Genomic DNA, 24678 nt, shown 5'->3' with positions numbered 1-24678 from the left:
CAACTGCTGGTGAGCGCCATGGCGGTCGCGCCGCTCGCCGTGTTCAGCACCGGGCAGTCGGCGCAGGTCGCGTGGCTCGGCGGGCCCGGGCTTGTGCAGTGGCTCCAGATCGCGGCGGTCGTGGCGCTCGGCGTGGGCTGCGCGGCGCTCCACGGGCCCGCCCCACGTCGCGGGGCGCCGTGGAGGACGGGGCCGGTGACGGCCGCGCGTCTCGGGCTGCCGCTGCTGGTCGTGCCGACGGCGCTGCTGCTGGCGGCCGGCGCCTACAAGCCCATGTATCTGGACCGGTACGTCCTCTACTCGTACCTGGGTCTCGGACTGCTGATGGGGCGGGCGCTCGACGCGCTGTTCGCGCAGACGCGCGGGAGGGCCTGGCGCAGGCGCGGCGCCTGGTGCGGCGTCGTGCTCGCCGTCCTCGCGCTCGTACCGGTGACGCTGGAGATGCGGACGCCCGACAGCCGCAAGGACGACGTGACGGCCGTGTCGCACGCCGTGCGGCGGCTCGCGCCCGGCGCCGACGGCGTGCTGTTCATGCCGTCGAGGCGGCGCGAGTGGCGGATGTCCTACCCGGGCCCCTATCTGGGTCTCCGGGACCTCGCGCTGCGGCGCGACGCCGTCAGGTCGCACACGCTGGAGGGCGAGGAGGAGCCGGCACCCGTGGTGCGCGAGCGGGTGCTCGCGGCCCGCAGGGTCGTCGCGCTCACCGACCCGCGGGGCCAGCCGCTGGACACGACCGCGACGGAGGTCGTCAAACGGGAGGTGCTGCGGCGCCACTTCGTGCTGTGCGACCGCATACGCGTCAAGGGTGCGCAGGTGGTGCTGTACGCGCACCGGGGCGACTGTCCCGCTCAGCCTGATCGGGGCAGTCGCGCCGGGCGCCGGTAGGACGGCGGCAGCTCAGTTCTGTTCGGCCGCGTTGAGGGCGGAGAGCGCCGACTGCTGGCAGCCGTGGCCGGGGGTGGGGAGCGAGAAGGGGCCGTTCCAGTGCGGGCCGTACTGGTCGAGGAGGTCGCGGTCGTGTGCGTAGGCCGCGTCCGCCTGACGGTCCAGGTAGGCGCTGTACGGGTGGCTCGACATCGTGCTGTCGAGCGCCGCGAGACCCCGCACGTAGGGGCCCTTGAAGCTCGCACCGTCCGAGGAGCAGTTGCCGGCCTCGCCGATGTCGCTGAGGACGCCGCCGGGGTTGAGTGCGCTGGACGCGGTGGAGGCGTTCGCGAGCGTCTGCGCCGTGTCGAGCAGGGTGGTGTCGCCGGTCGCGCGGTACAGCTCGCTCAGGCCGCCGAGCACCACGCCCTGGTTGTAGGTGTACGTGGAGCCGGTGGGGGCGCAGTTCGAGCTGTTCAGGCCGTCGTTGATCAGGTGGCCGCCGTTGATCATTCCGCTGCCCTTGAACCAGGACCACTCGGCGCGCGCCCTGCCGAGGTAGGCGGTGTCGCCGGGGATGCGGTTGTGCAGGGCCGCGTTGAGTTCCAGGTAGAGCTCGTTGGTGATCGCGTTCTTGTAGCGCTTGTCGCTGTCGGAGCTCCACCACACGCCGCCGCCGCACGTGCCGGTCTCCCAGTAGGCGTTCATGTGGTCGGCGTCGGCGCGCGCCGTGTCGAGGTAGCGGGAGTCGTGGGTGAGGTCGTACGCGTCGACCCAGGCCAGGCCCCACCAGCCGGTGTCGTCGAGGAAGTTGTTGGTGAAGTTGCCGCCCTGGGCGTTCTTGTTGAGGTCGTACGTCTTCGAGATGGCGTACTCGTAGCTGCCCATGCCGCTGATGCGGGCGTTGTCGATGACGGCGGTGAGCGCGTTGGCCCCGGTCCACCAGCCGTTCGACTCGAACAGGCCGGTCTTGTTGTCGTAGAGCATCATCAGCGCGGTGGCGGCGGCGGTGGAGCGTGACCACGCGTTGCGGTTGACGCGGGCCCACTGCGTGCAGGCGATCTCGGGCTGGTCGCCCGCCTTGCCGCAGGCGCGCAGGGCGCCGACGCCCGTGTTGGCCCAGTCGTCGACGTTGTACATGAGCGTGCGCCAGCCCTGGGAGCCGGCCGGGGTGAACGTGTCGCCGAGCTTGCTGCCCGACGCCCAGGTCCTGCCGCCGTCGAAGGAGCGGTCGAGCCAGACCTCGTCGCCCTGGCCGCCGCCGTCGATGGAGGCGAACCCCATGACATCGTTGTCGGAGAGCACCAGTTTGATCGTGCGCCCGTGCACCGTCGCCGTCGCGGCGTCGCGCGGGGCACTGGCGTCCGCCGGGTCCCTGGTGTCGCAGTAGATGTCGCAGATCGATGCGGCGGCAGCGGCGGCAGCGGCGGCGTGCCGGGCGGCGGCCGGAGCCGTGACGGCCCCCGCCCCCGTCCCGGTCGCCGCGTAGGCAGCCGTGTCGGCAGCCGTGCCGCCCGTCGTGGCGGCGGACGCGCTGGGTGGCACGGCGAGCAGCGACAGCGGCAGGCACAGGGCTGCGAGGAGCGTGAGGCGTCTGCCGCGGGTGGCGGCGGACCGTACGCGGGTGAGGTGCACGGCTGTCCTCTCCGGCCGCACGGCGCGCGGCCGTTCACGTGGGGGGCGTCGCGCACCCGGCTGGGGCGCGGCCATCCCCAGGGGAGCGCCACGGCGCGGACACGTCAAGGGGGCACGCGACGGCGCACCGATGCGCCGGTCGCGGTCCCGCGCGGCTGCCGGGGCTCTGTACAGCCGAGGGTCGCCGGTATACCGTCGCCCTTGATCTCGCCTTTTGAAACGTTTCAACACACTCGTCCCGACACCTGCTGAACCCGTGTGAAAGGCAGCGACACCATGACCTCAAGGCAGCACGACGACGACCCGGCCGCACGCTCGGGTCCCGCCCGCCGCGCGGTGCTGGCGGCCGGTGCCGCGGGCGCCGCGGTGGGCGCGGTCGCGCTCGGCCCGTTCTCCGGCACCGCCTTCGCCGCCCGGCCCGGGCACCCGGGAAGGCCGCCGCACCCCGCACAAGGCGCGGGAGCCTGGCACCGCTACGTCCAAGGGCCGTCCTCGCGCACCGTGCGCCCCGCCCGCGTCCTGCCGGACGCCACCACCGGCGACGTGCGCGACGCGGACGCTCTGCTGAAGCCCGGCGGCCGCCCGGCCGTCCTCACCAGACCACGTCCCGCCGCCCCGCCCGCCTGGCCCGACGGCACGACCGCCGAGGCGTCCTCCGCGCACGCGCCCAACGGCGGCAACGACGGCAACCCCCGCACGTACGACGCGAAGAACGCGATCGACGGCGACCCCGACACGTTCTGGAACGACGACACGCAGGGCGCCTATCCGGACACCCTGACTATCACGCTGCCTGCCGCGCACACCCTGCCCGGCGTGACCGTCCTGTCCAACGCGGACGGCGTGCCCACCGCGTTCACCGTCGACACCTGGGACGGTGGAGCCTGGCAGCGCGCCGCCACCGTTACGGGCAACACCGCCGTGCAGCGGCCCGTGCCCTTCGCCGCGCCGGTCACCACCACCGCCGTCCGGATCACCGTGACGGCCGACCAGGCCACCCCGCAGGGCGAGTTCACCCGCGTCAACGAGGTGTGGCCCGACGTCGTGCCCGTGGTGGAACCGCCCAGTGTCACCGTGGACTTCGGCAAGGTCGTCGTCGGCTACCCGCGCGTGCGGTTCGCGTACGCGTCCGGCAACAACCCCGGCGTGCGGCTGGCGTTCTCCGAGTCGACGAAGTTCCTCACCACGCGCTCCGACTTCACCCGCGGCGACCAGGCCGGCGACCCCGGCCACGGCACCGACCAGTTCGCCGTCCCCGCGAAGGGCGCGGAGTGGCGCGACGACCACCGCGGCTACCAGGCGGGCGACGACGCCTCGGCCCCCGACAAGGTGTACGCGGACGGCCTGCACGGCTTCCGCTACCTGCGCATCACCCTCGACGCGCTCGCCTCCGACGCGCCTGCCGCACAGCCCTGGGGCACGGTCGCCGTCGACTCGGTGTCGCTGGACTTCACCGCGTACGTCGGTACCCCGGAGAGCTACGGCGGCTGGTTCCTGTCCTCGGACGACGAGCTCAACCGCTACTGGTACGCCGCCGCCTACACCAACGAGCTGGTCACCGACCACTTCAGGCGCGACGACGTCGACCCGAGGAACGCCTACTCGCCCACGCTCGACGGCAAGCTCGTGCTGCACGACGGCGCCAAGCGCGACCGCGACCCGTACGTCGGGGACCTCGCGGTCTCCGCCCGCACCCTCTACCTCACCCACGTCGACGCCGCCGAGGCCGCGCGCAACGTCCTCGCGGACCTCGCCGACCACCAGCGCGCCGACGGCTGGATACCGCCCGCGTCCATCAACAACTACACGCTGCCGCTGTTCGACTATCCGCTCTGGTGGGTGACGTGCAGCTGGGACTACGTGCTGTACACCGGCGATCGCGCCTACGCGGCCGCCTACTACCCGCACCTGCTCAAGGTGCTCGACACCTGGTACCCGAGCGTCACGGACTCGGCGGGCCTGCTGAGCAAGGGCCTCAACGGCACGAGTGGGTACGGCGACTACGCGTTCCTCGGCCGCACCGGGCGCGTCACGTACTACAACGCCAACTACGTCCAGGCACTCAAGGACGCGGCATCGCTCGCCGGCTTCCTCGGCCACACCTCCGACGCCGCCCGCTGGCGCGACCGCGCCGACGCGGTCGCCAAGGCCGTCAACGCCCACCTGTGGGACGAGGCCGCCGGCGCCTACCTGGACTCCGCGACGGGCGCGGTGCGCCACGCGCAGGACGGCAACTCCATCGCCATCACGGCGGGCGTCGCGGACGCCGACCGCGCGGGCTCGGCGCTCGACCACCTCGACGCGACGACGAAGACCCGTTACGGCAACGCGTTCATGGACAACGACACACTGTTCGGCGGCGCCTCGCAGCGTGTCTACGCCTTCACGTCGTACCCCGAGCTGGTCGCACGCTTCCGGACCGGCCGCGCGGACTCCGCGATCGACCAGATCCGCCGCACCTACGGGTGGATGGCGTCGCACGACCCCGGCATCACGCACTGGGAGGGCATAGGTCCCGGCGGCTCCCTCTACGAGGACGCGTACACGAGCTGCGCGCACGGCTGGTCCACGGGCGTACTGCCCGCGCTCACCAACCAGTTGCTCGGCGCCGTCCCCACGGCGCCCGGCTTCGCCGAGTGGGCGGTGCGCCCGTGCCCGCCGGCGTCGCTCAGCTGGGCGGAGGGCCAACTGCCCACGCCGCACGGCCCGCTCACCGTCCGCTGGGACCGCGAGGACGGCGGCGGGCTCACCCTGACCGTGCACGCGCCGCACGGCACCCGCGGTTCGGTGGCCGTGCCCGTCGACGGCGCGGCGACGCGGGTACGCGCGGGCCGCACGGTGGTGTGGGACGGGCGCCGCGCGCGGGTGAAGGGCGTCAGCGGCGACGGCTCGTACGTGACGGTCACCGGACTCGGCCCGGGCACGCACACCTTCACGACCGGACGCTAGTCACGGAAGACGGAGCGTGGGGCCCCTCCCGGTTCCGGGAGGGGCCCCACGCCGTCCTGTGCTTCGTGCTGTACCAGGTCAGTGCGCCGTCAGCGTGTGGTGTCCCGCCGGGACGCCGTCGACGTACACGTGCACGCCGTCGCTCGTCGCGTGCGCGTGGCCGACCGCCCGCGTGCCGTTCCACACCGTGCGGCCGTCGAGCGTGACCCGTACGTGCTTGCCGCCGGTCGGCACCGCGAGCCGCCCGCTCGTGCCGTGCGGCGCGCGCGTGGTGAGCGTGAAGCCGTGCGCGGTGCGGCGCCAGGACGCGGTGATCGTGCCGTGCGGCGTCGGGACCGCGCCCTGCGCCCAGTGCAGGCCGCCGTCCACCGGCACGATGTCGTACGACGCGTAGCCGGGCCCGGTCGGTGTGACACCGAGCACCTGCGAGGTCAGGGAGACGGTGGGCCCCGAGGCCCAGCCGTGCGCGAGGCTGGTGAACTGCTGGATGCCCGGGTTCCCCGCCGTGTCGGCCTTCTCCCAGAACGTGGAGCCCGGGTCGCCGGCCAGCTGGTGGCCCCAGAACGTGCGGATCAGGTCGAGTCCGCGCGCCTGCTGCGTGCCGCTCGGGTCGGCGAGCGACAGCCGCGCGCTCGCCTCGAATCCGCTGGGCAGCGGCTCGTAGAACGGCTTGATCGACGCGTTCGGTGTGGAGGGCGCGACGGTGAGCGCGCCGTACGTGCCCCAGCTGGTGCGGTGCAGGTAGTCCATGGCGCGCGTGGCCTGGTCAGGGCCCGCGATGCCCGTCAGGACGGCGGTCGCGTTGGCGTCCTGCGGGTAGGCGCCCGGAGTCTCCCGGGAGAGCCGGTACGCGCCCGTGGAAGCGTCCCACAGCTGGGAGTTGATCGCCGCCGCGACGACGTCGGCGCGCTCGGCGTAGGTGCCGGAGGACGCCTTGTCGCCCTCCGCGGTGGCGAGCCGCGCCATGTCGCGCAGGTTGCGGACGTACAGCGCGTTGACGTACGTCTCGTGTCCGCAGTCGCTGTACCCGTAGTGGCCGCACGATCCGGCGTTCCCGAACGCGATGAGGCCGCCCGGGTCCTGCTGCCTGACCGACTCCAGCCAGGCCGTGGCGCGGGTCAGAGCCGGCCACCACTTCTTGAGGTACGCCGAGTCGCCGGTGTAGAGCCAGTGGTCGTAGTGGTTCTGCACGAACCACGTCACGTACTCGCCGTAGGTGCGGATCTCGTCCTGGTTGTGCTGTCCGACGAGGCTCTCCGCCGGGACGAATCCGTCCGCGAGCTGCTGACCGGCCAGCGACGAGAGGGAGTTGTCGACGGCGTCGGTGTCGTCGGTGGTGAGGTACGTGACCGGGGCCTGCACGGCCAGGTCGCCCTGCCACACCACACGGTCGCGCTTCGCGCCGTCGAGTATGACCTCCTTGCCCGGGTCGGCGCCGGGGATCACGGCGTCGGCGTGGTCGGGCTCGCCCGGTGTGTACGGCCAGCTCTTGGCCGTGCCGGGCATCCAGGTGTCCATCTGGACGGTGTAGGCGCCCGCGTACCAGATCTTGTTGAGCTCGTTGTCACTGGAGAGGAACCATCCCTTGTACGCGGCCGGGTCCGCCTGTTTCGGCGCGGCGTCGAACCGCAGGGACGAGGCGCCGAGGTCGAGCCACCCGGGGCCGTCGAGGAAGAGCGTCGCGTACCGGAAGCCGCCCCTGATCTGCTGGTCGGTGACGGTGGCGGGCAGGTGCGACGGGTCGAAGGTGAGCGTGTGGCTGTCGGAGTCGTACGTGTACGGCTGGCCCGGGTAGCCGTTCCAGATGTTCGCGGTGTCGCAGCCCGGCGCGTACGCGGCCTCGCCGCTGTTGGCGGTGGGCGTGGTCGCCGCGTACTGGCGGGACTCGCTGAAGCACACGTGCAGCTTGGGCGGGGTCGCCGACGCGCCCGCCACGCGGATGCTGACGCGCCCGCCGACCTCCTTACCGAAGTCGAGGGTGACCAGCGGCGATGTGGTGCGGTCGCCGGTGCTGGTGAGGCGGACGGTCCCGCGCCCCTGGCCGAGCAGCGCGCGCGGGTCGCCGCTGAGGGAGCCGCCGCGCGGATCGGTCGACAGTATCCGCCGCGGCGCGACGGTGTGACCGCTCGGCGCGAGGACGTACGGGCGCCAGTCGCCGGGGTGCGGCATGTAGTGCGCGTCGGACCAGGGGCCGCGCGCCGGGTGCGGGGCGGCGGCCGCGGGCCCGGAGGCCGGCAGCAGCGCGAACAGCGCGGCGCCGGAGGCCACAGCGGCCAGGCAGGCGCGGCGAACGCGGGAGGTGCGGGGGCTGTGCGACGGGCTCGGTGTACGCGTGACGGTCATGGTCAGCCCCTCTTCCCGGCGCGGCCGCGGCCCTTGCGCACGGTGAACCGGTGGCTGCCGCCCGGCAGTCCGGTCACGTACACGTAGCCGTCGGCGTGACGGGCGTGGTGGGCGCGCGGGGCGCCGTCCCAGACGGTCGTGCCGTCCAGCCGTACGACCTGGCCCTTGCCGTCACCGACCGGCACCCCGACCTCGATGACGGCGCCGTGGGGCGCGCTGACCGTGAGGTCGAAGGCGCCGTCGTGGCCGCGCTGCCAGGAGGCGGCGATCACCCCGTCCGCCGTCGTCAACTGGCCCTCCGCGTAGCGCTGTCCGCCCGGGTGCGGCACGACGGTGTGTCCCGGGCCGCCGTCGTCGGCGGGCGCGATGCCCAGCAGCCGGTACGTGAGCGCCGAGGTCGGGCCCGTGGACCAGCCGTGTGCCGCGCTCATGTACGAACCGCCGTAGTCGGACGTGCCGTCGGTGCGGTAGCCCTCCCAGAACGTGGACGCCGTGCCCTGCTCCGCGTCGAGCATGTACCCCCACTCGCGGCGTATCAGGTCGAGCGCGGTGGCGTCGCGGCCGGCGGCGAAGTGGGCGTGCACCTCCATGGAGCCGGGGAACGGGTGCACGGACGCGGCGGACTTCTCCGGCGTCAGCGCCCCGACGGGCGTCCAGCGCCCGGCGAGCGCCGCGCTGATGGTGGCGGCACGGTCGGTGGAGTCGACGAGCCCGAACCACAGCGCGAGCGCGTTGCCGTCCTGCGGATGGAGCGACGCGCCGGGCCCCGTGGGCTTGTCGCGGTAGAGGCCTGCCGACGCGTCCCAGTAACCGCCGGACTCCACGGCCGACTTGAGGACGGCCGCGCGGTGCGCCCAGTCCGCGGCGGACGTGGTGTCGCGCAGCGTGCGGGCGAGGCCCGCCGCGGTGATCAGCGCGCGGTGCATGATGGCGTTGGCTTCGAGGTTCTTGCCGTCGGCGTCGGTGCGTGCCCAGTCGGCGGCGGCGGTCACATCGAGCAGCCCGTCCGTGTCCAGCTTGGCCAGGGAGAAGGCGAGGGCCTTGCGGTAGGCGGCGTAGACGGAGCGCGCCCACGCCGTGTCGCCCGACAGTTGCACGTACGCGGCCGTGCCGATGAGCGTCCACAGGTGGTACGCGTCGGAGTTGCCGATGAAGTCGACGGCGGGCCCGGCGTAGGGCAGGGCGCCGGTCGCCGGGTCCTGGTGGTGGTAGAGCGTCTCCAGGCTGCCCCGCACGGTGTCCAGGTCGCCGAGTGACACGTAGTCGGTGAGCACCGAGATGCCGAGGTCGCCCGGCCACACCGTACGGTCGCGCTTCGCGCCGTCGACGAGGACGGTGGGGCCGCTCTCGCCGACGAGGGCGCTGTTGTTCCAGCCGACGTCGGGTGGCCCCCACACGCGCCCCTGGTCGCGGGCGATGATGTTGGTCTGGACGGTGTAGGCGCCCGCGTACCAGACCCGGTTGAGCAGGTCGTCGTCGCAGTGGAAGTAGTTGGGGTACGCGCGCAGGTCGGCCGCGTTCGGCGCGAAGGTGACGGTCACGGTCACGTCGGTGAGGCGCACGGTGCCGGTGGTCTGGTTGGTGACGGTGAGGTAGCGGAAGCCGCCGCGCAGCTGGGACGCGGGGTCGGCGGCGGCCGCGTCGCTCGTCCCGGCGACGGGCGTGTCGCGGCGGGTGCTGACCGCGCCGCCGGGGGTGACGGCGTACTGGACGGGCGGTTCGACGTTCGAGCCGCCGTTGGAGCCGTCGCTAGACGTGGCGCTCACGTAGGTGGACAGCTCGGAGTAGGTCAGGCCGACGGTCTGCCCCGCGTCGGTGGCCGACGAGAACCGCAGGGTGACGAAGCCCCCGGTCTCCTGGCCGAAGTCGAAGGTGACGGAGGCGCCTTGGCCGCTGAGCACGGCGTGGGTGACGTCGCGGCCGGGGCCGTGGCCGGCGCGCGGGTAGGTGGACACGGGCCGCACGGTCCGGTCGCGGGGCGAGAGATTGAACCGATCCCAACGCCCGGACGGGGCCTTCGCCATGCCGGGCCCGCGCCCCCGACGCGGGGCCGCGAAGGCCGGCACGGCGCCGAGGCCGACGGTACTGACCAGGGCGGACGTCATGGCGGCCGCGACGACGGTGCGACGCCGTGGTCCCTGTGCTGCTGCGCGATCCATCATGCTCCCAGTGGGCCGAGTTAGAACGTTTCAATCCGGCGGACTGCCGAGCAGGTTACGGGTGTGCCTCACGGGGAGTCCATAGGCGTGCACGTTCCGCTTGTGCGGCCGCACGGCTCCCGTCAGCCCACGGGACCGGCGCCGGGGCTTCCGGTGACGGCGCGTGCGTGCGGACTGCGCTACCGGCCCCGCCACTCCGGCTGGGGCTGCGGCTGCGGCCGGGGCTGCGGCTCGGCCTCGTACCAGCGCTCGGGGGGCAGCTCTTGGTGGTACGCGGCGGGTTCCTGGGGACGTCGTGCCGTCGCGTTCTCGTAGGCGGCGGCACCCTCGTAGGCGGCGGCGTTCTCGTACGCCGGCGAGTACCGCGGCTCCTGAGCGGTGAAGTAGTCGGCGTCCTTGGGGCGGTTGCGGCCGCCGCCCCGCGCGCGGGGGACGCGCGGCACGGCCTGCAGGTGCGGAATGTGCCGCGAGCAGTGGACGTACGCCTCGTGGACGGTGATGTGCAGCCACATCATCGGCGCGCGGCCGGCCGCCTGGGGCGGGGCTATCCCGGGGTAGAGGGCCCGCTGGTCGCTGTCGGCGCGCAGGTGTGCCGTGCCGTTGACGTGGAGCCCGATGTGGTCCTGGGTGAAGTCCATGAAGAGCAGGCCGATGTGCGGGTTCTCCGTCACGTTGCCCGCGCTGGCCATCACGCCGTTGCCCCGGTACTCGGGGTAGGCGACGGTGTGGTCGTCAAGGACCTCCACGAAGCCGGGCGGCCCGGCGCGGAAACTCGTGTCGCAGCGGCCCGCCGCGTCGGCCGTGGACAGGAAGACCATGGACTGGCGCGCGATGAAACGCGCCATCGCCGGGGTGAGTTGCGCGTGCACCTGCCGGTCGTAGAAGGCCGTGGCACGCTCGGTGGTGCCCAGCTCGCGCTGCAGGAGGCGCTCCCCGAGAGAGGGGGAGGCATCGTCGTAGTGGCCGCTCACCAAGGCTTCAGAACCTTTCGTCTTCTTCCGGGGCCGTTGCCAGGGGCGCTTCCAGGGCAGGTACGCCTTCCAAAGGGTCGTAGCGGATGCGGTGACGGGGCATTCCGTGGTCCATGAGGGCCTGGGTGGCGGCCCTCACCATGGGGACGGGACCGCACAGGAAGGCCTCGTGCTGGTACCAGGGCCCGAATTCGCGCAGCACGTCGGGCAGTAGGCCCTCGCGTCCCGGTATGCGCTGGTGGGACACGGCGGCGCGCACGGAAAGCCAGTGGTGGCGCTGCGCCATGCGCAGCATGTCGTCCATGCCGTACAGCTCCTCGCCGGTCCGCGCGCCGAGGAACACGTCGACGTATCGGTGCGACCCGTTGCGTGCGGCCTGCTCCACCAGGGCGCGTATGGGCGCGAGGCCGGTGCCGCCGGCGACGCAGACGATGTCGCGGGTGCCGTCGGGGTCGAGGACCATTTCCCCCTGCGCGGGACCCAGGTGGACGACGTCGCCGAGCCGCGAGTGGTGGACGAGGCCCGTGCTGACCGCGCCGCCGTTCACGGCACGCACGTGGAAGGTGAGCGTGGTGTCCGTGCGCGGGGCGTGGCACGGCGAGTAGTAGCGCCAGGCCCTCGGCTGCCACGGTGTTTCCATGCTGACGTACTGGCCCGCCCTGTAGGGGTAGGGGCTGTGCGGACGTACGGTGATCTCGGCGATGCCGTGGCCGCGGTGGACGTGGTGGACGATCTCGGCCGGCCAGACGGCGGGCCCGCGCAGCGCGTCGTCCTCCGCCGCCTGGGACATCACACGGGCGACCGTGCTGTAGGCCCGGGCCCACGCGTCGGCCGTGGCGTCGCTCCACGCGGGCCCGGCGAACCGCGCCAGCGCTTCGAGCAGGCAGTCACCGACCGCGGGGTAATGGGCGGTCACGGCGCCGAACTTGCGGTGGTCGCGCCCCAGGCGGGCGCAGAGGCCGACCAGGTTCTCCGGGTCGTCGACGAGGTCCACGATCCGCAGCAGACCGCGCAGCAGCCGGTCGCGCTGTACGTCCATCTCGACCGGGAACAGGTCCCTGACCTGCGGGTAGCGCGCGAACAGTACCGCGTAGAAGTACTCCGCCATCTCGGTCGCCATCGGCTCGACCACCGCCGCGCTCGCACGCACCAGCGCGACCTCGTCAGGCGTCAGCACCTCCGCGGCGGGCGGTCCATCGCCGAAGTCGTGCGCGGGCGCCTGCCAGTTCTGGAACTCCGGCTGGAACTCCGGCTGGAACGTGGCTCCGAGGGCCGTGTCGGTCATTTCGTGTGTGGGCGGATATGCCGTACGGAACGCCGGTCTGGGTGGCCTCACGCGTCACACCGGACACTCTGGTGTCTCATCAAAAGCGATCACAATCGGTGGGGGGATCCGGAAGCTGATCATTAGACGGTGATCGTTGCGTCGTGTCAATCGTTGGCCATGACTTGTGGCTGGGTATGCGCGGAAACGGCAGCGGCCACCGCGCGATCGCCGGCGGGTCGTGGACCCTGGTGATCGTGCGGTGGCCGCGCGTCGAAGGTGGTCAGGGCCCCGCCGCTCGCGCGGGACGGGGCCCTGGGCCGGTCAGAACACCGAGGTGTAGCTGTTCCAGCCGCTCTTGCCGATCTCCGAACGCACCTTGAACGTGGCGGTGCCGGTGTGTCCCGTACCGGAGTAGCGGTAGAGCTGGCCGGCCGAGTTGACGCCCACGATGTCGGCGCGGCCGTCACCGTCAAGGTCGCCGGGCGCGGCGAGCTTGGTGTAGGTGTTCCAGCCGGAGCCGATCAGGGACTTCGACTTGAACGGCGCGCTGCCCTTGCCGGTGCCGGCGTAGAAGTAGAGCTGGCCCTTCGAGTTCCGGGCGACGATGTCGGCGTAGCCGTCACCGTTGATGTCGCCGGCGCCGGTGATGCGGTTGAACTGGTTCCAGCCGCTGCCGATCCTCGTCCGCGCGTGGAACGTTCCGTCGCCCTTGCCGGGGTAGAGCCACAGCGTGCCGCCGGAGTCGCGGGCGATCAGGTCGCTGTTGCCGTCGCCGTTGAGGTCGCCGGGGCCGAACACGATGTTGTATCCGCCGAAGCCCGTCGTCGCCTTGTCCACGTAGCCCGGGGTGTCGTTGTAGAGAGTGCCCTGGAAGACCTCGAGCAGCGACTGCTCGTCCTGGCTGGTGAGGGAGACGGTGGACGCCAGTTTGGCGCCCTTCCAGTTGCTGTCGCCACTCGCGTTGATGCGCGAGGTGACTCCGCCGGTTTTCGTGCCGAAGTAGACGTACAGCGTGCCGCCCGAGCTCACGGCCCACAGCCGGTTCTTGCCCCAGAACGGATTGCTGCCCTGGCCGGAGAGGAGCTCGTCGTACCAGCCGCTCCCGACGTGCGTCTTGCTCGTGAGCGTGTGCACACCGCTGCCGCCGGGCGCGCCCTGGTAGAAGTACAGGTCACCGGAGACCTTACGGCCGAAAAGCCCGCCCTGCTGCCCCTGGGCGTCGCCGTAGCCGATGATCTGGTTGTACGTGTTCCAGCCGGAGCCGATCTTCACGCGGGTGGCGAGAGGCTTCGCCTGCGTGCCGTCGAGCCGGTAGTACCAGAGGTAGCCGTTCAGGTCGCGGGCGATCAGCGACTCGTGGCCGGTGCCGGTGATGTCGCCGCCACCGACCATCTGGTCGTAGATGCCGAAGCCGGTCCCCACCTTGACCCTGGTGGTGAACGGGTTGGACGTGTTGCCCGTGCCGAGGTAGAGGTACAGGTCCCCGCTGTGCGTACGGGCGAGTAGGTCGCCCCGGCCGTCGCCGTTGGTGTCACCGACCGCGACGACCTTGTTGTAGGTGTTCCACCCCGTGCCCGTCCACACCGGCGAGCCGCTGGGGAAGGACGTGTAGTCCCACAGGGACAGGTGGCCCGTGGTGGTGAGCGTGAGGACCTGGGTGCCCGAGGCCGTCTCGTGGCCGGGCGTCAGGACGTCGAGATACTTGACGGGGGTGACGCCGTTGGACGTCCACTCGCCGGTGTCGGAGTTCCACTCCGCGATCGTGCCGTCCTCCTCCTGGGTGAGCAGGTCGGCGTAGCCGTCGTCGTTGGGGTCGAAGCGCGGCGTGTGCAGCGCCGCCGCGCCGGCGACCGCCAGCGAACGGGTGCGCTTCGTGGGCGAGGTGGCGCGCTTCCGCAGTGTGAACGTGGGCCGCAGAGTGGTCTGCGGCGCGGCCGGCTTCACGGTGTGCGGTGCGGTGGCGCCGGAACCGGTGTCGGCCTGCGCGACGGCGGCCGGGCCGAGAGCGAAGGCTCCGGCGGCGAGGATTCCGGTGGTGCAGGCCGCGACGAGGCGGCGGGAACGGCGCGTACGGGAAAGCGCCGAAAGGGAATGCGACACAACCCCCCCAGGGATGTGAAAGACGCGCAGCCGAGTGTGCCCGGGCGCGTTGAAGGTGAAGTCCGAGTCGCACACGTACCCGACTCGGGACGCATAACTATAGTCTCAGGAATCTCACAGTTCACTCGCAATTTGTTCAAGACTTGGTTCGAACGGGCTGGTCACACAAGCGCGGAGGGGCGGCGCCACCCTCCGGTGACGCCGCCCCTCCCGTTTTCCGCCCCTCCGCCCTCCGGGCGGTGTTCCTGACGCTTTACGGCCTCACGCGGCGTTCCTCCGCCTCCTGCGCAGCGCGGCGCCGCCGCCGATCGCCGCCAGCAGCGCCACCCCGGCAACGACCGGAACGGTCACGGAAGTCGAGGGCCCGCTCTGCGAGGCGAGTCCCGCGCCGTCGAGGCCGCCGCCCATGGGTCCGGTGATCCTGACGTCCGTCCGCGGCTTCGGCGCCTTCTTCGGGATGGACGTGACCTTGGAGACCCGGCCCTTCTTGTCGAGGAGCACCTCGACCTTGTTGGGCCTCCTGAAGTCGAAGAAGTTGCGCATCGTGCCGGCGCGCGAGTCGAACGACGCGTCACCGATCTTCCGCGTCGACCAGTTGTCCTCGATGAAGCGCGTGACGGACGCCTGCTCCGTCAGTGTGTGGTCGACGTGGTTGGTCTTCGCGTACGGCGAGATGACCATCATCGGCACGCGCGGGCCCGGTCCGCAGCGGTCGGCGTAGCCGCCCCTGGCCCTGGGCCCCCGGCGGCAGGCGGCGGAGTCCGTGGGCTTGCCGTTGGAGCCGATCGTGGTGTCCTTCGACCCGTTCAGCACGGGCGGCGAGACGTGGTCGTACCAGCCGTCCGAGTCGTCGTAGGCGAGGACGATCGCGGTGGACTTCCACTGCGGCGACTTCTGGATCTTGTTGATCTCGGAGATGAGGAAGTTCTGCTCGTCGATCGGGTCCGAGTAGCCGGGGTGGGCGTCCTGGTACTCGGCGGCCTTCAGGAACGACACGGCGGGCAGCCTCTGGGCGGCGAGTGCCGCGTCGAAGTCCGTCAGGTCGTAGTCGTGGTTCGCGCGGCCCGCGTGGCCGATCTCCTTGACGCTCGCCGGCGCCAAGTGGTGCGGGTTCGACGTGGACTTGTAGTACTGGAACGGCGAGTGGTGCGGGCTGTAGTCGACGACGGACGCGCCGCCGATGTTCGTGTGGGTCGCGCCGCAGACCGCGTAGTCGCCCTTCGTCCCGTCCCACGCCTGCGTCGGCCGGAAGCCGCCCTGGAACCAGCCCCAGGTCACCTTCTTGGCGTTGAGCAGGTCGCCGATGTTCTTGCCCTTCATCGCCGCGAGCGCCGACGTGGACTTGTGGTTCGAGTCCGAGCAGTCGTCGTAGGCGGGGTCCGGGTCGCCGATGACGGTGCCGACGCCCTTCTTGTCCGGCGACGCCAGCACGGACGAACTCGGCGTCTTCGTCCGCTTCGGGTGCTCGGTGCCGGTGGACGGGTCCATCGAGACGACACCGTGCGTCTGGCCGGAGATCAGGTTCAGCGCGCCGGGCGTCGACGGGCCGAAGGTCGAACCGTACGAGTTGTCGCTCAGTGTGTAGTGCTGCGCGTAGTTCCACAGCGCGGTCGTGGTGTTGCCGTCGTAGTAGTCCATGGACAGGCCGGGCTCGCCGAACAGCCCGCCCGAGCAGGTGTCCGTCTCCGTGTTCTGGACGAACTTGTCGGCCTTGCCGTTGTTGTAGGCGAGTTGCTCGGGGCCGTAGCTGTGGTTCTGGTCGCAGGTCAGCGCCTGGGACGCGGAAAGGCGCTTCGGCGCGTACTGGTTGGGGTTCTTCTTCAGAAGGTGCGCGTTCGCGAGGTTGTCGACCTTCGGTGTGTTCCCCGCGGCGACGAACGGGGTGCCGTCCGTGTTCGCGGCCTTCGGGTAGGTGGCGAAGTAGTGGTCGAAGGACTCGTTCTCGCCGAAGATGACCACGACGTGCTTGATCGGTGTGGTGGTCCTCGCGCTGTTGTCCCTGGCCTTGTGGGCGGCGGAGGCCGGGACCGCGGAACCGCCGAGGGCGACGAGCGCGGCGGCCGCGACGAGTGCCGCGGCCCTGCCCGTGGCCCTGCCCGCGCCCGCGCCCCGCCTGCCGGGCGCCGCGGTGGCTCTTGCACTGAACATCTGTCCACCTGTCCATGCGTGCGCACCCAGGCCGCTCCCCGCACGGGTGTGTGCCGGCATGCGCTGTCGGATTTCGGTGAACATGCTCTGCGAGCCGTACGGGCGGGCGGGTGGCGCGCGGTTGGCGTCCGGGTGAACGCTCGGCCAGCAAATGCCGCGTGCGGACCGGGGTTGCGGGCGGCCTACCGGCGTCACGGCTTCGGCGGCACCGGCGCTTCGGTCGCGTTCAGCGTTGCGGCGGCGTCAAGGTTGCGGCGGCGTCAACGTTGCGTCAGCGTCAACGTGGCGGTCGCGTCAGCGTTTCGGCGGCGTCACGCGAGGGACAGTGCGCCGGCTTCGCGTACTTCGGCGAGCGCCTGCCGTGCGACGTCGCCGAACTCCTCGCCCTCGTCCGTGCCCGTCCAGCGCTCGTAGGCGATCTTCATGACGAGCGCGCCGAGCTGCACCGCCACGCGCGAGGCCACGTCGGAAACGCCGCGGCTCCGCAGCGCGCCGGCCATCGCGGCGGTGAGGTCGATCCCCTTGAGTGCCTCCCGTTCCCTCAGCTCCGGGTTGGCGGCGATCACCGTCTGCCGCTTCGTCGCGAACGCGCGGCGGGCGGGTACGAAGACCTCCCTGCCGACCGCGTCCAGGCCGTGAGCCACGGCTTCGAGCGGGGCGGCGGTGTCCGGCGCCGCGGCGATGCCCTCCGCGAGCACGTCGGCCATCGAGCCGCCGCCCGCGAAGAGCACCTCCCGCTTGTCGGGGAAGTGCCGGAAGAAGGTGCTCTTCGTCAGTCCCGCGCGCTCCGCGATGTCGATCACCGTCGTGCTCTCGTAGCCGCGCTCGGCGAACAGGTCGAGGGCGGCGACGACGAGTCGCTCGGGTGCGTTGGGCTGCCAGCGGGCCATGGGACGAGTCTACGGCACTTGGTCCCGTCACCGGTGTACAGTGATGAGACCAAGTCCCATCACTCTCTCTCGCTGGAGGTTTCCCATGAGCCGAGCAATCATGTACGAGAAGTTCGGAGGCCCCGAGGTCCTGGACCTGCGGGAGGTTCCGGAGCCGCACGCCGGGCCGGGCGAGGTCCGCGTCCGCGTGACGGCCGCCGGCCTCAACCCCATGGACTGGCTCCTCGCCTCGATGCCGGAGGCGGCCGAGCGATTCGGCGTCACGCTGCCGTCCGGTTTCGGCCACGACTACGCGGGCGTCGTGGACGAGGCCGGCGCCGGCGTCACGGGCTTCGCCGTCGGCGACCGCGTGTACGGCGGCGCGCTGAGCAGGGCCGTCGCCGATCACGTGGTGGTCAAGACGCCCATGGAGGGGCCCGAGGCACTCCACCGCACCCCTGAGGACATCAGTGACGAGGTGGCGGGCACGCTCGCGGTGGCCGGTGCGACGGCCGCGGCCGCCCTGGCGTCGATCGGCCTGGGCTCCGGCGACACCGTCCTGGTGGGCGGCGCCGCGGGCGGGGTCGGCGTGTTCGTCGTGCAGCTCGCGAAGCTGGCGGGCGCCAGGGTGATCGGGACCGCCTCGGAGTCCACGTTCGCGTTCCTGCGGCAGCTGGGCGCGGAGCCCGTGGCGTACGGCGACGGGCTGGCCGACCGGGTACGGGAGGTGGCCCCCGGCGGTGTGACCGCGGCGACCGACCTGTTCGGCACCGAGACGGCCGAGGCCGCGCTCGCGCTCGGCGTGCGGCCCGAGCGCATCTCCACGATCGCGGCGGGCGGCAACGCTCCCGGTGGCGTGCGCGAGACCGGCGGCTTCGACGCTGAGCCCGGCTCGCTGGAGCGGATCGCCAAGGCGATCGTCGCAGGCGACGTCACCGTGCCGATCGCCGCGACCTTCCCCGTCGAGCGGATCCGCGACGCGGTGGAACTGCAGGCCGGACGCCACGTCCACGGCAAGGTCGTGGTCACGCTCTGACGACCCGCCACCTGCCGGGATCGTCCGCCCGCCCCGGGAATGCGCGGACGATCCCGCGGGCGGCCCCCCGCGGTCTTGACTGGTCAGACGGTTGTGACGCTTCGTCGTCGGCCATGATGCCGGCTGGTTGCCGGCCAACGGGGAGTTGGTCGACGGCGGCGGCCGGCTTGTCGGCGTCTCCGTCAGGAGTGGCTTGAGCTGGGCGTAACAGTGGCCCAGTGCGTCTGGGGCAGCGTCCAGGGCGATCCGGCGGTAGTTGCCAGGGCGATCCGGCGGTAGCGGATGTGGTCACTCCGGTGGGCACAACAGCGTGAACATCGAGGGATCCGCGCGCGCCAGGTTGAGCCTGCATCCGGCTGATTCGGCCAGTTCACGGGCCAGAGCGAGACCGATCCCGGTGCCGGCCCCGCCCGATTGCCCCCGCGCGAAGAGCACCGTGGTGCCCGTGGAGATGTGCCCCTCGTCGGCGACGTCGATCGCTGCGGCGCCTCCGACCTCGCGGACCCGGACCTCGACCGTGCCCTGCCCGTGCACTCGTGCGTTGTCCAGCAGTGCGTCCAGGATCTGGCCGCACACACGGGGCACGTGCCGGGCGCGCGCCGATGATTCGGATTGCACGGTCAACCGGCGGTCGCCGAGGGCCAAGAGGCCGTGCCAGCGGTGCTCGAGTGCGTCCAGCACCGTCCCGAGTTCCGCTACGCCGGTAAGTGAGTCCGGCCGCCGGCTGTGGGCGAGCGCCAGCACCTCGTCCACGGTGGTCTGCAGGCGGCGGGAGCTGTCGGAGGCTTCTTCCAGGGCGGCCCGCAGGTCCGCGTGCGGGTTGGTCAGGGCCGCTTCCAGAGCGAGTTGCAGCCCGGTGAGTGGCGTGCGTAGTTGGTGGGAGGCGTTGGCCGCGAAGTTCCTCTCGCGTTCCAGGAGCCGGGAGATGCTGCTGACCATGTCGTTATGGGTGCGGGCGACCTGGTCGATTTCGGCGATGGCGCTGGGGGAGGCGCGGGCGGACAGATCCCCTCCGGCAACGGCGCGGCACTGGCGGGAGAGTGACTCCAGCGGCTTCGTGAGGGCGCGTGCCTGGCGTCGGGCCGCCAAGATCGCCGCGCCGAGAGCCACCAGTGCGGTGGCGACCAGTGCGAGCCAGCCTTCCGCGACGTGCCACCACAGCCCGCCGGTATCCGTCGAGGCCCGCACGATGCCCACCACCTGCTCGTTGCGCGAGACCGGCACGGCCGTGACCAGTGCCCCGTCCGCGGTGGTGTGTGCGGCAAAGACGCTGCCGCGTGCCGCGCGGCGGGCCGCGCTGCCTGCCTTGCGGGGGCCGGCTCCCGCTTGGCGTCGCAGGCTCATGTCGTAGACGCCGATGCGTACGCCGGGGGGTGCGGGCGGTAGTTCGACCCGGTCACCTGAGGCGAAGTCCGGCCCGACGCGGACGGCGGCGGCGAGTGCCTCCCGCTCGAGTTCGTTGCGTTCGTCGGCGAACAGGTAGGCCCTCAGCGCGGCGCCCAGTGGAAGCGCGAAGAGCACCAGGGCCACCAGGACGGATACCACCGCCACCCGTACGACACGCCGTCTCATGGCCCCATGATGCGGCCCGACAGGGGGGGGTAGGGAAGGTGACACCGGGTTTTGCCGTCGTCTAACCGTCAGCGTCGGATGGGTTAACCCGCACCTTCCTAGCGTCCTGGGTGTCCGTTCCTCTCCAGAAGGGCTCGACGAACGATGCGCACTCATCTCCTCACCACAGCGGCTGCCCTTCTGGCCGGCGGCCTGCTCGCCGGTTGCGGCGCCTCGTCCGGCGCCTCATCCGGCGCCTCACACGACGCGGGCGGTTCACCGGGGCCCTCCGCCGAGTCCAACCCGGCCGGCGACATACCCGACAACCAGGCTTATGTGTCCTTCACACCCGACAAGGGCACCTTCACGGTCAAGGTTCCGGAAGGCTGGACACGCAAGAACCAGGGCTCCGGCACCACCTTTGCCGACAAGCTGAACCACATCGCGATCTCCGCCTCCTCCTCGACGGCGCCGGATCCCGCATCCGTCAAGGCGACCGTCGTGCCGAAGCTCCGCAAGCAGGTGCCGCACTTCACGAAGAGCGATGTGAAGACCGTCTCCCGGCACGCCGGCAAGGTCGTGCTGCTCACCTATCAGGGCGACTCAGCACCGGACCCGGTGACCGGCAAGACGGTCACGGACGCCTTCGAGCGGTACGCCTTCTTCCGCAACGGCCACCAGGTGGACATCACCCTCTCCGGGCCGGTGCACGCGGACAATGTCGATCCGTGGCGCATCGTCACCGACTCCTTCAGCTGGAAGTGAACGCGATGAAGGACGACGACCCGAATGCCGCGCCGCTCCTCGACGGGCGCGGCCTGTACCGCTTCTTCCGCGTCGGTGAGGACGAGACGGCCGCCCTGCGCGGTGTGGACATCCGCGTGCGGCGCGGCGAGACGGTGGCGGTCATCGGCCCCTCCGGGTCGGGCAAGTCGACCCTGCTCGCCTGCCTGGCCGGGCTGGACGAGCCCTCGGGAGGCGCCGTCCACGTCGGTGGCACGCGGATCAGCCACCGGCCGGAGGCGGAACGCTCCCGCCTTCGCGCCCGGCACGTCGGGATCCTGCTGCAGTCGGGAACCCTCATCCGCCACCTGAGCGTGCGCGACAACATCCGCCTGGCCCGCGCAGCCGACCGCCACGGGCGGCACCGGCCTGTGACGGAGCTGCTCGACCAGGTTGAGCTGAGTCACCGTGCCGACGCCCTCCCACAAGAACTCTCCGGTGGTGAACTCGCCCGAGCCGGCCTCGCGGCGGCTCTCGCCAACGACCCCGACGTGGTGCTGGCCGACGAGCCGACCGGCGAACTCGACGGCGACAGCGAGCAGCGCGTCCTTCAGATCCTGCGGCGTCGCGCGAACGACGGTCGCGCCGTGCTGCTGGTCACCCACAGCAGCGCCGCGCTGAGCATCGCCGACCGGGTGATCACCTTGCACGACGGGAGGAACGTCGATGAGCGCGACTGACGTGCTGCTCGAATGCCGCGACGCCTCGCGCACCTTCGGCGGCGGGCCGACCGCCGTCGTGGCGGTGCAGGGCGTCAACTGCCGGATCCGCGCCGGCGAGCGCATGGCCATCACCGGTGCGTCCGGGTCGGGCAAGTCCACGCTGCTGCACCTGATCGCAGGACTCGAGGAGCCCACCGGAGGCACGGTCCTGCGCTCCGGACCGTTCTCGGCGCAGGACGTCGGCATGATCTTCCAGGGGCCCAGTCTGATACCCGCGCTGACCGTGGCCGAGAACGTCGCGCTGCCTCTGGTGGTCGGCGGAGCGTCCGAGGAGACGGCCCACGCCGCCGCCCTGGCCGCACTGCGTCTGACCGCGATCGCCGACCTCGCCGAGCACCTGCCCGAGGAGATCTCGGGCGGCCAGGGGCAGCGGGCGGCGGTCGCCCGGGTACTGGCGCTCGCTCCGCGCCTCATCCTGGCCGACGAACCGACCGGCCGCCTCGACGGAGTGACCGGCCAGCGCGTTCTGGACACGCTGCTCTCCGCTGCCGACGCGACGGGCGCCGCGCTCGTCGTGACCACCCACGACCCTGCCATCGCCGCGCGCATGACCACGAGGCTGGCCATGCACGGCGGCCGGCTGGTCGACGTCCAGGAGGAGAAGTCATGATCGTCGCGTGGCTCGGCGGGCTGCTGCGCCGCCGGACCGGCAGGCTGCTGGCCACCGTCGCCGGGATCGCGGTCTCCGTGTGCCTGGTGGCGTCGCTGGGCGCCTTCCTCACCGCCTCGAAGTCGCAGATGACCCACCGGGCGCAACAGGCGGTGGCAGTCGACTGGCAGGTCGAGGTGCAACCGGGGGCCTCCGCTCACGCGGTGCTCTCGCAGGTCCGCGCGGACAGCGGCACAAAGACGGCGCTGCCGGTCGGCTACGCGCGCACCACGGCCTTCAGCTCCAGCTCCGGCGGCGCCTCGCAGCGGACCGGCGCGGGGATGCTGCTCGGCCTCCCGAACGGCTACCAGAAGGCGTTTCCCGGTGAGATCCGGAGGCTGACGGGATCACCCACCGGTGTGCTTCTCGCTCAGCAGACCGCCGCCAATCTGCACGCCGCCCCCGGCGACACCGTCCAGGTGCGGCTGCCGGGCACCGGCCGGGCGGTGTCGGTGCACATCGACGGAGTCGTGGAGCTGCCGCAGGCCGACTCACTCTTCCAGAAGGTGGGCGCCCCTCCCCAGGCGCAGCCGGCCGCACCGCCGGACAACGTGCTGCTCATGCCGAGCCGTCAGTTCGCGGCCCTGGTGAAGAAGGCGGCTGCCGCCGACCCGTCCGCCGTGACGACCCAGATCCACGTCAACCGGGACGCGCCGCTGCCGGCCGACCCGTCGGGCGCCTACCAGAGCGTGACCCACGCGGCCCACAACCTGGAGGCACGCGCCTCCGGCGGCGCCCTGGTCGGCGACAACCTGGGCGCCGCACTCGGCGCGGCGCGCGAGGACGCGCTCTACGCGCAGATCCTCTTCCTCTTCCTCGGCCTCCCCGGGGCCGTGCTGGCGGCCGTGCTGACCGCGGCCGTGACCGGCGCGGGTGCGGAACGGCGCCGCGGTGAGCAAGCTCTGCTGCGACTGCGCGGGCTGCGGCCCCGGCAGGTGCTCGGCCTTGCCGCCCTCGAGGCCGGCACCGTCGGACTGGCCGGCGGCCTGCTCGGCATCGGCGCCGCGGCCGTTCTGGGCCAAACAGCCTTCGGCACAGCCGCGTTCGGCGCGACCGGACTGTCGGCGGCACTCTGGTTCGGCGCCGCCGTCGTCGTGGGACTGGCCGTCGCCGCCTCCGCCGTGCTCGTGCCGGCCCTACGCGAACTGCGCTCGAGTACCGTGGCGGACGCGCGGCGCAGCGCCTCCACGCACCGGTCCCCCTGGTGGATGCGCTACTGCCTGGACTTCGCCCTGATCGCGATCTCCCTGCTGGTCTTCTGGGCTTCCAGCGGCGATCAGTACGCCCTCGTGCTCGCGCCGGAAGGGGTACCGCGCATCTCGGTCTCGTACTGGGCGTTCTTCGGACCCGCGCTCTTGTGGGGCGGCGCGGCACTGCTGTTGTGGCGACTGGCGACCCTGGCGCTCACCCACGGCCGCAGGGTGCTCGGCAGGCTGAACCGACCCCTGACGGGAAACCTCTCGGGCATGGCCGCTGCTCTCCTGACCCGTCGCCGCAGGCCGCTGGCCCGCTCCGTGGTCGTCCTCGCCCTCGCCCTGGCCTTCGCCGCATCCACCGCCACCTTCAACGCGACCTACGCCCAGCAGGCGGAAGCCGACGCGCAGCTCACCAACGGCGCCGACGTGGCGGTCACCGAACCGCCCGGGGCCCACGTGGGACCGAAGCCCGCAAGCCGACTGCACGTCCAGGGCGTACGGCATGTGGAACCGCTTCAGCACCGCTTCGCCTACGTCGGCTCCGACCTGCAGGACCTGTACGGGGTACGGCCCCACTCGATCACCTCGGCGACCTCTCTGCAGGACTCCTACTTCGCCGGCGGCACCGCGCAGCAGCTGATGGACAAGCTGGCCAAGCACCCGGATTCGCTGCTGTTGAGCGCCGAGACCGTGCGGGACTTCCAGCTCAAGCCCGGTGACACCGTCAAACTGCGCATCCAGGACGGCCGCACTCACCGGCTGCGCACCGTGCCCTTCCACTACGCGGGGGTCGTCAAGGAGTTCCCCACCGCGCCGAGCGACAGCTTCTTCGTCGCCAACGCCTCCTACGTCGCCAAGGTCACCGGGAGCGACGCGGTCGGCACGTTCCTGGTGGACACCGGCGGTACCCACCAGAAGGCGGTCGCCGACCGGCTTCGGCACACGGTCGGCACGAACGCACAGGTGACCGACATCACCCAGACGCGTTCGAAGGTCGGCACCAGCCTCACCTCCGTCGACCTGTCAGGACTGACCCGCATCGAGTTGGTCTTCGCCATCCTCCTCGCGGCCGGGGCAGGCGGTCTGGTGCTGGCCCTGGGGCTTGCCGAGCGCCGGCGCACCTTCGCCATCGCCACCGTGCTCGGCGCGAAACGGCGGCAGCTCCGCGGCCTCGTGCTGGGCGAGGCCGCCCTCGTCACGGCCGGGGGCCTGATCGGCGGCGGCGTCATCGGGTGGGTCCTGTCCCAGATGCTCGTCAAGGTCCTCAGCGGCGTGTTCGATCCACCGCCCGCAGCGCTTGCGGTCCCCTGGCCATACCTGGCTCTGGCAGTGCTGACATCCGTCGCCGCCGTCGCCGGCGCGGCACTCAACGGGGCCCGACGCTCCCGGCGGCCCGCCGTCGAGGAGCTGCGCGACCTGTGAAGGACACAGGCGGA

15 protein-coding genes and 1 pseudogene are annotated in these 24678 nt (G+C 71.9%); 7 read left to right on the top strand and 9 right to left on the bottom strand.

Annotation, left to right across the window (positions count from 1 at the left end; translation table 11 throughout):
• Positions 1-885 (top strand): annotated as a pseudogene (locus JFN87_RS13815) (glycosyltransferase family 39 protein); the annotation flags it as partial.
• Positions 886-897: 12 nt separating this feature from the next.
• On the opposite strand, the gene JFN87_RS13810 reads toward JFN87_RS13815, so the two are convergent.
• Complete coding sequence (locus JFN87_RS13810; protein WP_372449229.1) at positions 898-2409, bottom strand: glycoside hydrolase family 76 protein; 1512 nt, start codon at positions 2407-2409, stop codon at positions 898-900.
• A 366-nt stretch (positions 2410-2775) separates the two neighbouring features.
• Here JFN87_RS13810 and JFN87_RS13805 point away from each other — a divergent pair, with 366 nt between their 5' ends.
• Entirely contained in the window at positions 2776-5448 is a 2673-nt protein-coding gene (locus JFN87_RS13805; RefSeq protein WP_209340324.1) for an alpha-L-rhamnosidase-related protein, read from the top strand.
• Between the two features lie 78 nt (positions 5449-5526).
• Here the strand turns inward: JFN87_RS13805 and JFN87_RS13800 are convergent, their stop codons facing one another.
• The 7 genes from JFN87_RS13800 to JFN87_RS13770 all read right to left on the bottom strand — a co-directional run bounded on the left by JFN87_RS13800 (position 5527) and on the right by JFN87_RS13770 (position 17326).
• On the bottom strand, positions 5527-7791 hold the full coding sequence (locus tag JFN87_RS13800) for an alpha-L-rhamnosidase-related protein (protein ID WP_209340323.1): 2265 nt from the start codon (positions 7789-7791) through the stop codon (positions 5527-5529).
• A 2-nt stretch (positions 7792-7793) separates the two neighbouring features.
• On the bottom strand, positions 7794-9746 hold the full coding sequence (locus tag JFN87_RS13795; RefSeq protein WP_209340322.1) for an alpha-L-rhamnosidase-related protein: 1953 nt from the start codon (positions 9744-9746) through the stop codon (positions 7794-7796).
• 383 nt (positions 9747-10129) lie between these two features.
• Positions 10130-10921, bottom strand: coding sequence for a pyridoxamine 5'-phosphate oxidase family protein (locus JFN87_RS13790; protein ID WP_209340321.1), 792 nt, complete (start codon positions 10919-10921; stop codon positions 10130-10132).
• A 7-nt stretch (positions 10922-10928) separates the two neighbouring features.
• Positions 10929-12206, bottom strand: a complete 1278-nt coding sequence (locus JFN87_RS13785) for a globin domain-containing protein (RefSeq protein ID WP_209340320.1) — start codon at positions 12204-12206, stop codon at positions 10929-10931.
• 303 nt (positions 12207-12509) lie between these two features.
• Complete coding sequence (locus tag JFN87_RS34335) at positions 12510-14288, bottom strand: FG-GAP repeat domain-containing protein (protein WP_209340319.1); 1779 nt, start codon at positions 14286-14288, stop codon at positions 12510-12512.
• Between the two features lie 261 nt (positions 14289-14549).
• A complete protein-coding gene (locus JFN87_RS13775; protein WP_209340318.1) occupies positions 14550-16436 on the bottom strand; it encodes a phospholipase C in 1887 nt (628 codons plus the stop codon).
• A 311-nt stretch (positions 16437-16747) separates the two neighbouring features.
• On the bottom strand, positions 16748-17326 hold the full coding sequence (locus JFN87_RS13770; protein ID WP_209340317.1) for a TetR/AcrR family transcriptional regulator: 579 nt from the start codon (positions 17324-17326) through the stop codon (positions 16748-16750).
• 85 nt (positions 17327-17411) lie between these two features.
• Here JFN87_RS13770 and JFN87_RS13765 point away from each other — a divergent pair, with 85 nt between their 5' ends.
• Positions 17412-18341 (top strand): NADP-dependent oxidoreductase, encoded by a 930-nt coding sequence (locus JFN87_RS13765; protein WP_209340316.1) that lies wholly within the window; start codon positions 17412-17414, stop codon positions 18339-18341.
• Positions 18342-18629: 288 nt separating this feature from the next.
• On the opposite strand, the gene JFN87_RS13760 is transcribed toward JFN87_RS13765, so the two are convergent.
• Positions 18630-19913, bottom strand: a complete 1284-nt coding sequence (locus JFN87_RS13760) for a sensor histidine kinase (RefSeq protein ID WP_209340315.1) — start codon at positions 19911-19913, stop codon at positions 18630-18632.
• Between the two features lie 144 nt (positions 19914-20057).
• On the opposite strand from JFN87_RS13760, the gene JFN87_RS13755 reads away from it, so the two are divergent.
• From JFN87_RS13755 to JFN87_RS13740, 4 genes are read left to right on the top strand one after another with little or no spacing between them, the layout of a single operon-like run.
• On the top strand, positions 20058-20657 hold the full coding sequence (locus JFN87_RS13755; RefSeq protein WP_209340314.1) for a hypothetical protein: 600 nt from the start codon (positions 20058-20060) through the stop codon (positions 20655-20657).
• A 5-nt stretch (positions 20658-20662) separates the two neighbouring features.
• On the top strand, positions 20663-21355 hold the full coding sequence (locus JFN87_RS13750) for an ABC transporter ATP-binding protein (protein ID WP_209340313.1): 693 nt from the start codon (positions 20663-20665) through the stop codon (positions 21353-21355).
• A complete protein-coding gene (locus JFN87_RS13745; RefSeq protein ID WP_209340312.1) occupies positions 21342-22007 on the top strand; it encodes an ABC transporter ATP-binding protein in 666 nt (221 codons plus the stop codon). Before JFN87_RS13750 ends, JFN87_RS13745 begins: the two co-directional genes overlap by 14 nt.
• On the top strand, positions 22004-24664 hold the full coding sequence (locus tag JFN87_RS13740) for an ABC transporter permease (protein WP_209340311.1): 2661 nt from the start codon (positions 22004-22006) through the stop codon (positions 24662-24664). The genes JFN87_RS13745 and JFN87_RS13740 overlap by 4 nt, the downstream gene beginning before the upstream one ends.
• Positions 24665-24678 lie beyond the last annotated feature (14 nt).

Source organism: Streptomyces montanisoli (assembly GCF_017813245.1).
Classification (GTDB): Bacteria; Actinomycetota; Actinomycetes; order Streptomycetales; family Streptomycetaceae; genus Streptomyces; species Streptomyces montanisoli.
The sequence above is the reverse complement of the archived record's forward strand: the minus strand, read 5'-3'. Positions and strand labels throughout refer to the sequence as shown.

Bases quoted from the DNA above. Each gene is read 5' to 3' on its own strand.
- JFN87_RS13805 (WP_209340324.1), top strand. From the start codon at position 2,776: ATGACCTCAAGGCAGCACGACGACGACCCGGCCGCACGCTCGGGTCCC.
- JFN87_RS13800 (WP_209340323.1), bottom strand. From the start codon at position 7,791: ATGACCGTCACGCGTACACCGAGCCCGTCGCACAGCCCCCGCACCTCC.
- JFN87_RS13785 (WP_209340320.1), bottom strand. From the start codon at position 12,206: ATGACCGACACGGCCCTCGGAGCCACGTTCCAGCCGGAGTTCCAGCCG.
- JFN87_RS13775 (WP_209340318.1), bottom strand. From the start codon at position 16,436: ATGTTCAGTGCAAGAGCCACCGCGGCGCCCGGCAGGCGGGGCGCGGGC.
- JFN87_RS13770 (WP_209340317.1), bottom strand. From the start codon at position 17,326: ATGGCCCGCTGGCAGCCCAACGCACCCGAGCGACTCGTCGTCGCCGCC.
- JFN87_RS13765 (WP_209340316.1), top strand. From the start codon at position 17,412: ATGAGCCGAGCAATCATGTACGAGAAGTTCGGAGGCCCCGAGGTCCTG.
- JFN87_RS13760 (WP_209340315.1), bottom strand. From the start codon at position 19,913: ATGAGACGGCGTGTCGTACGGGTGGCGGTGGTATCCGTCCTGGTGGCC.
- JFN87_RS13755 (WP_209340314.1), top strand. From the start codon at position 20,058: ATGCGCACTCATCTCCTCACCACAGCGGCTGCCCTTCTGGCCGGCGGC.
- JFN87_RS13750 (WP_209340313.1), top strand. From the start codon at position 20,663: ATGAAGGACGACGACCCGAATGCCGCGCCGCTCCTCGACGGGCGCGGC.
- JFN87_RS13745 (WP_209340312.1), top strand. From the start codon at position 21,342: ATGAGCGCGACTGACGTGCTGCTCGAATGCCGCGACGCCTCGCGCACC.
- JFN87_RS13740 (WP_209340311.1), top strand. From the start codon at position 22,004: ATGATCGTCGCGTGGCTCGGCGGGCTGCTGCGCCGCCGGACCGGCAGG.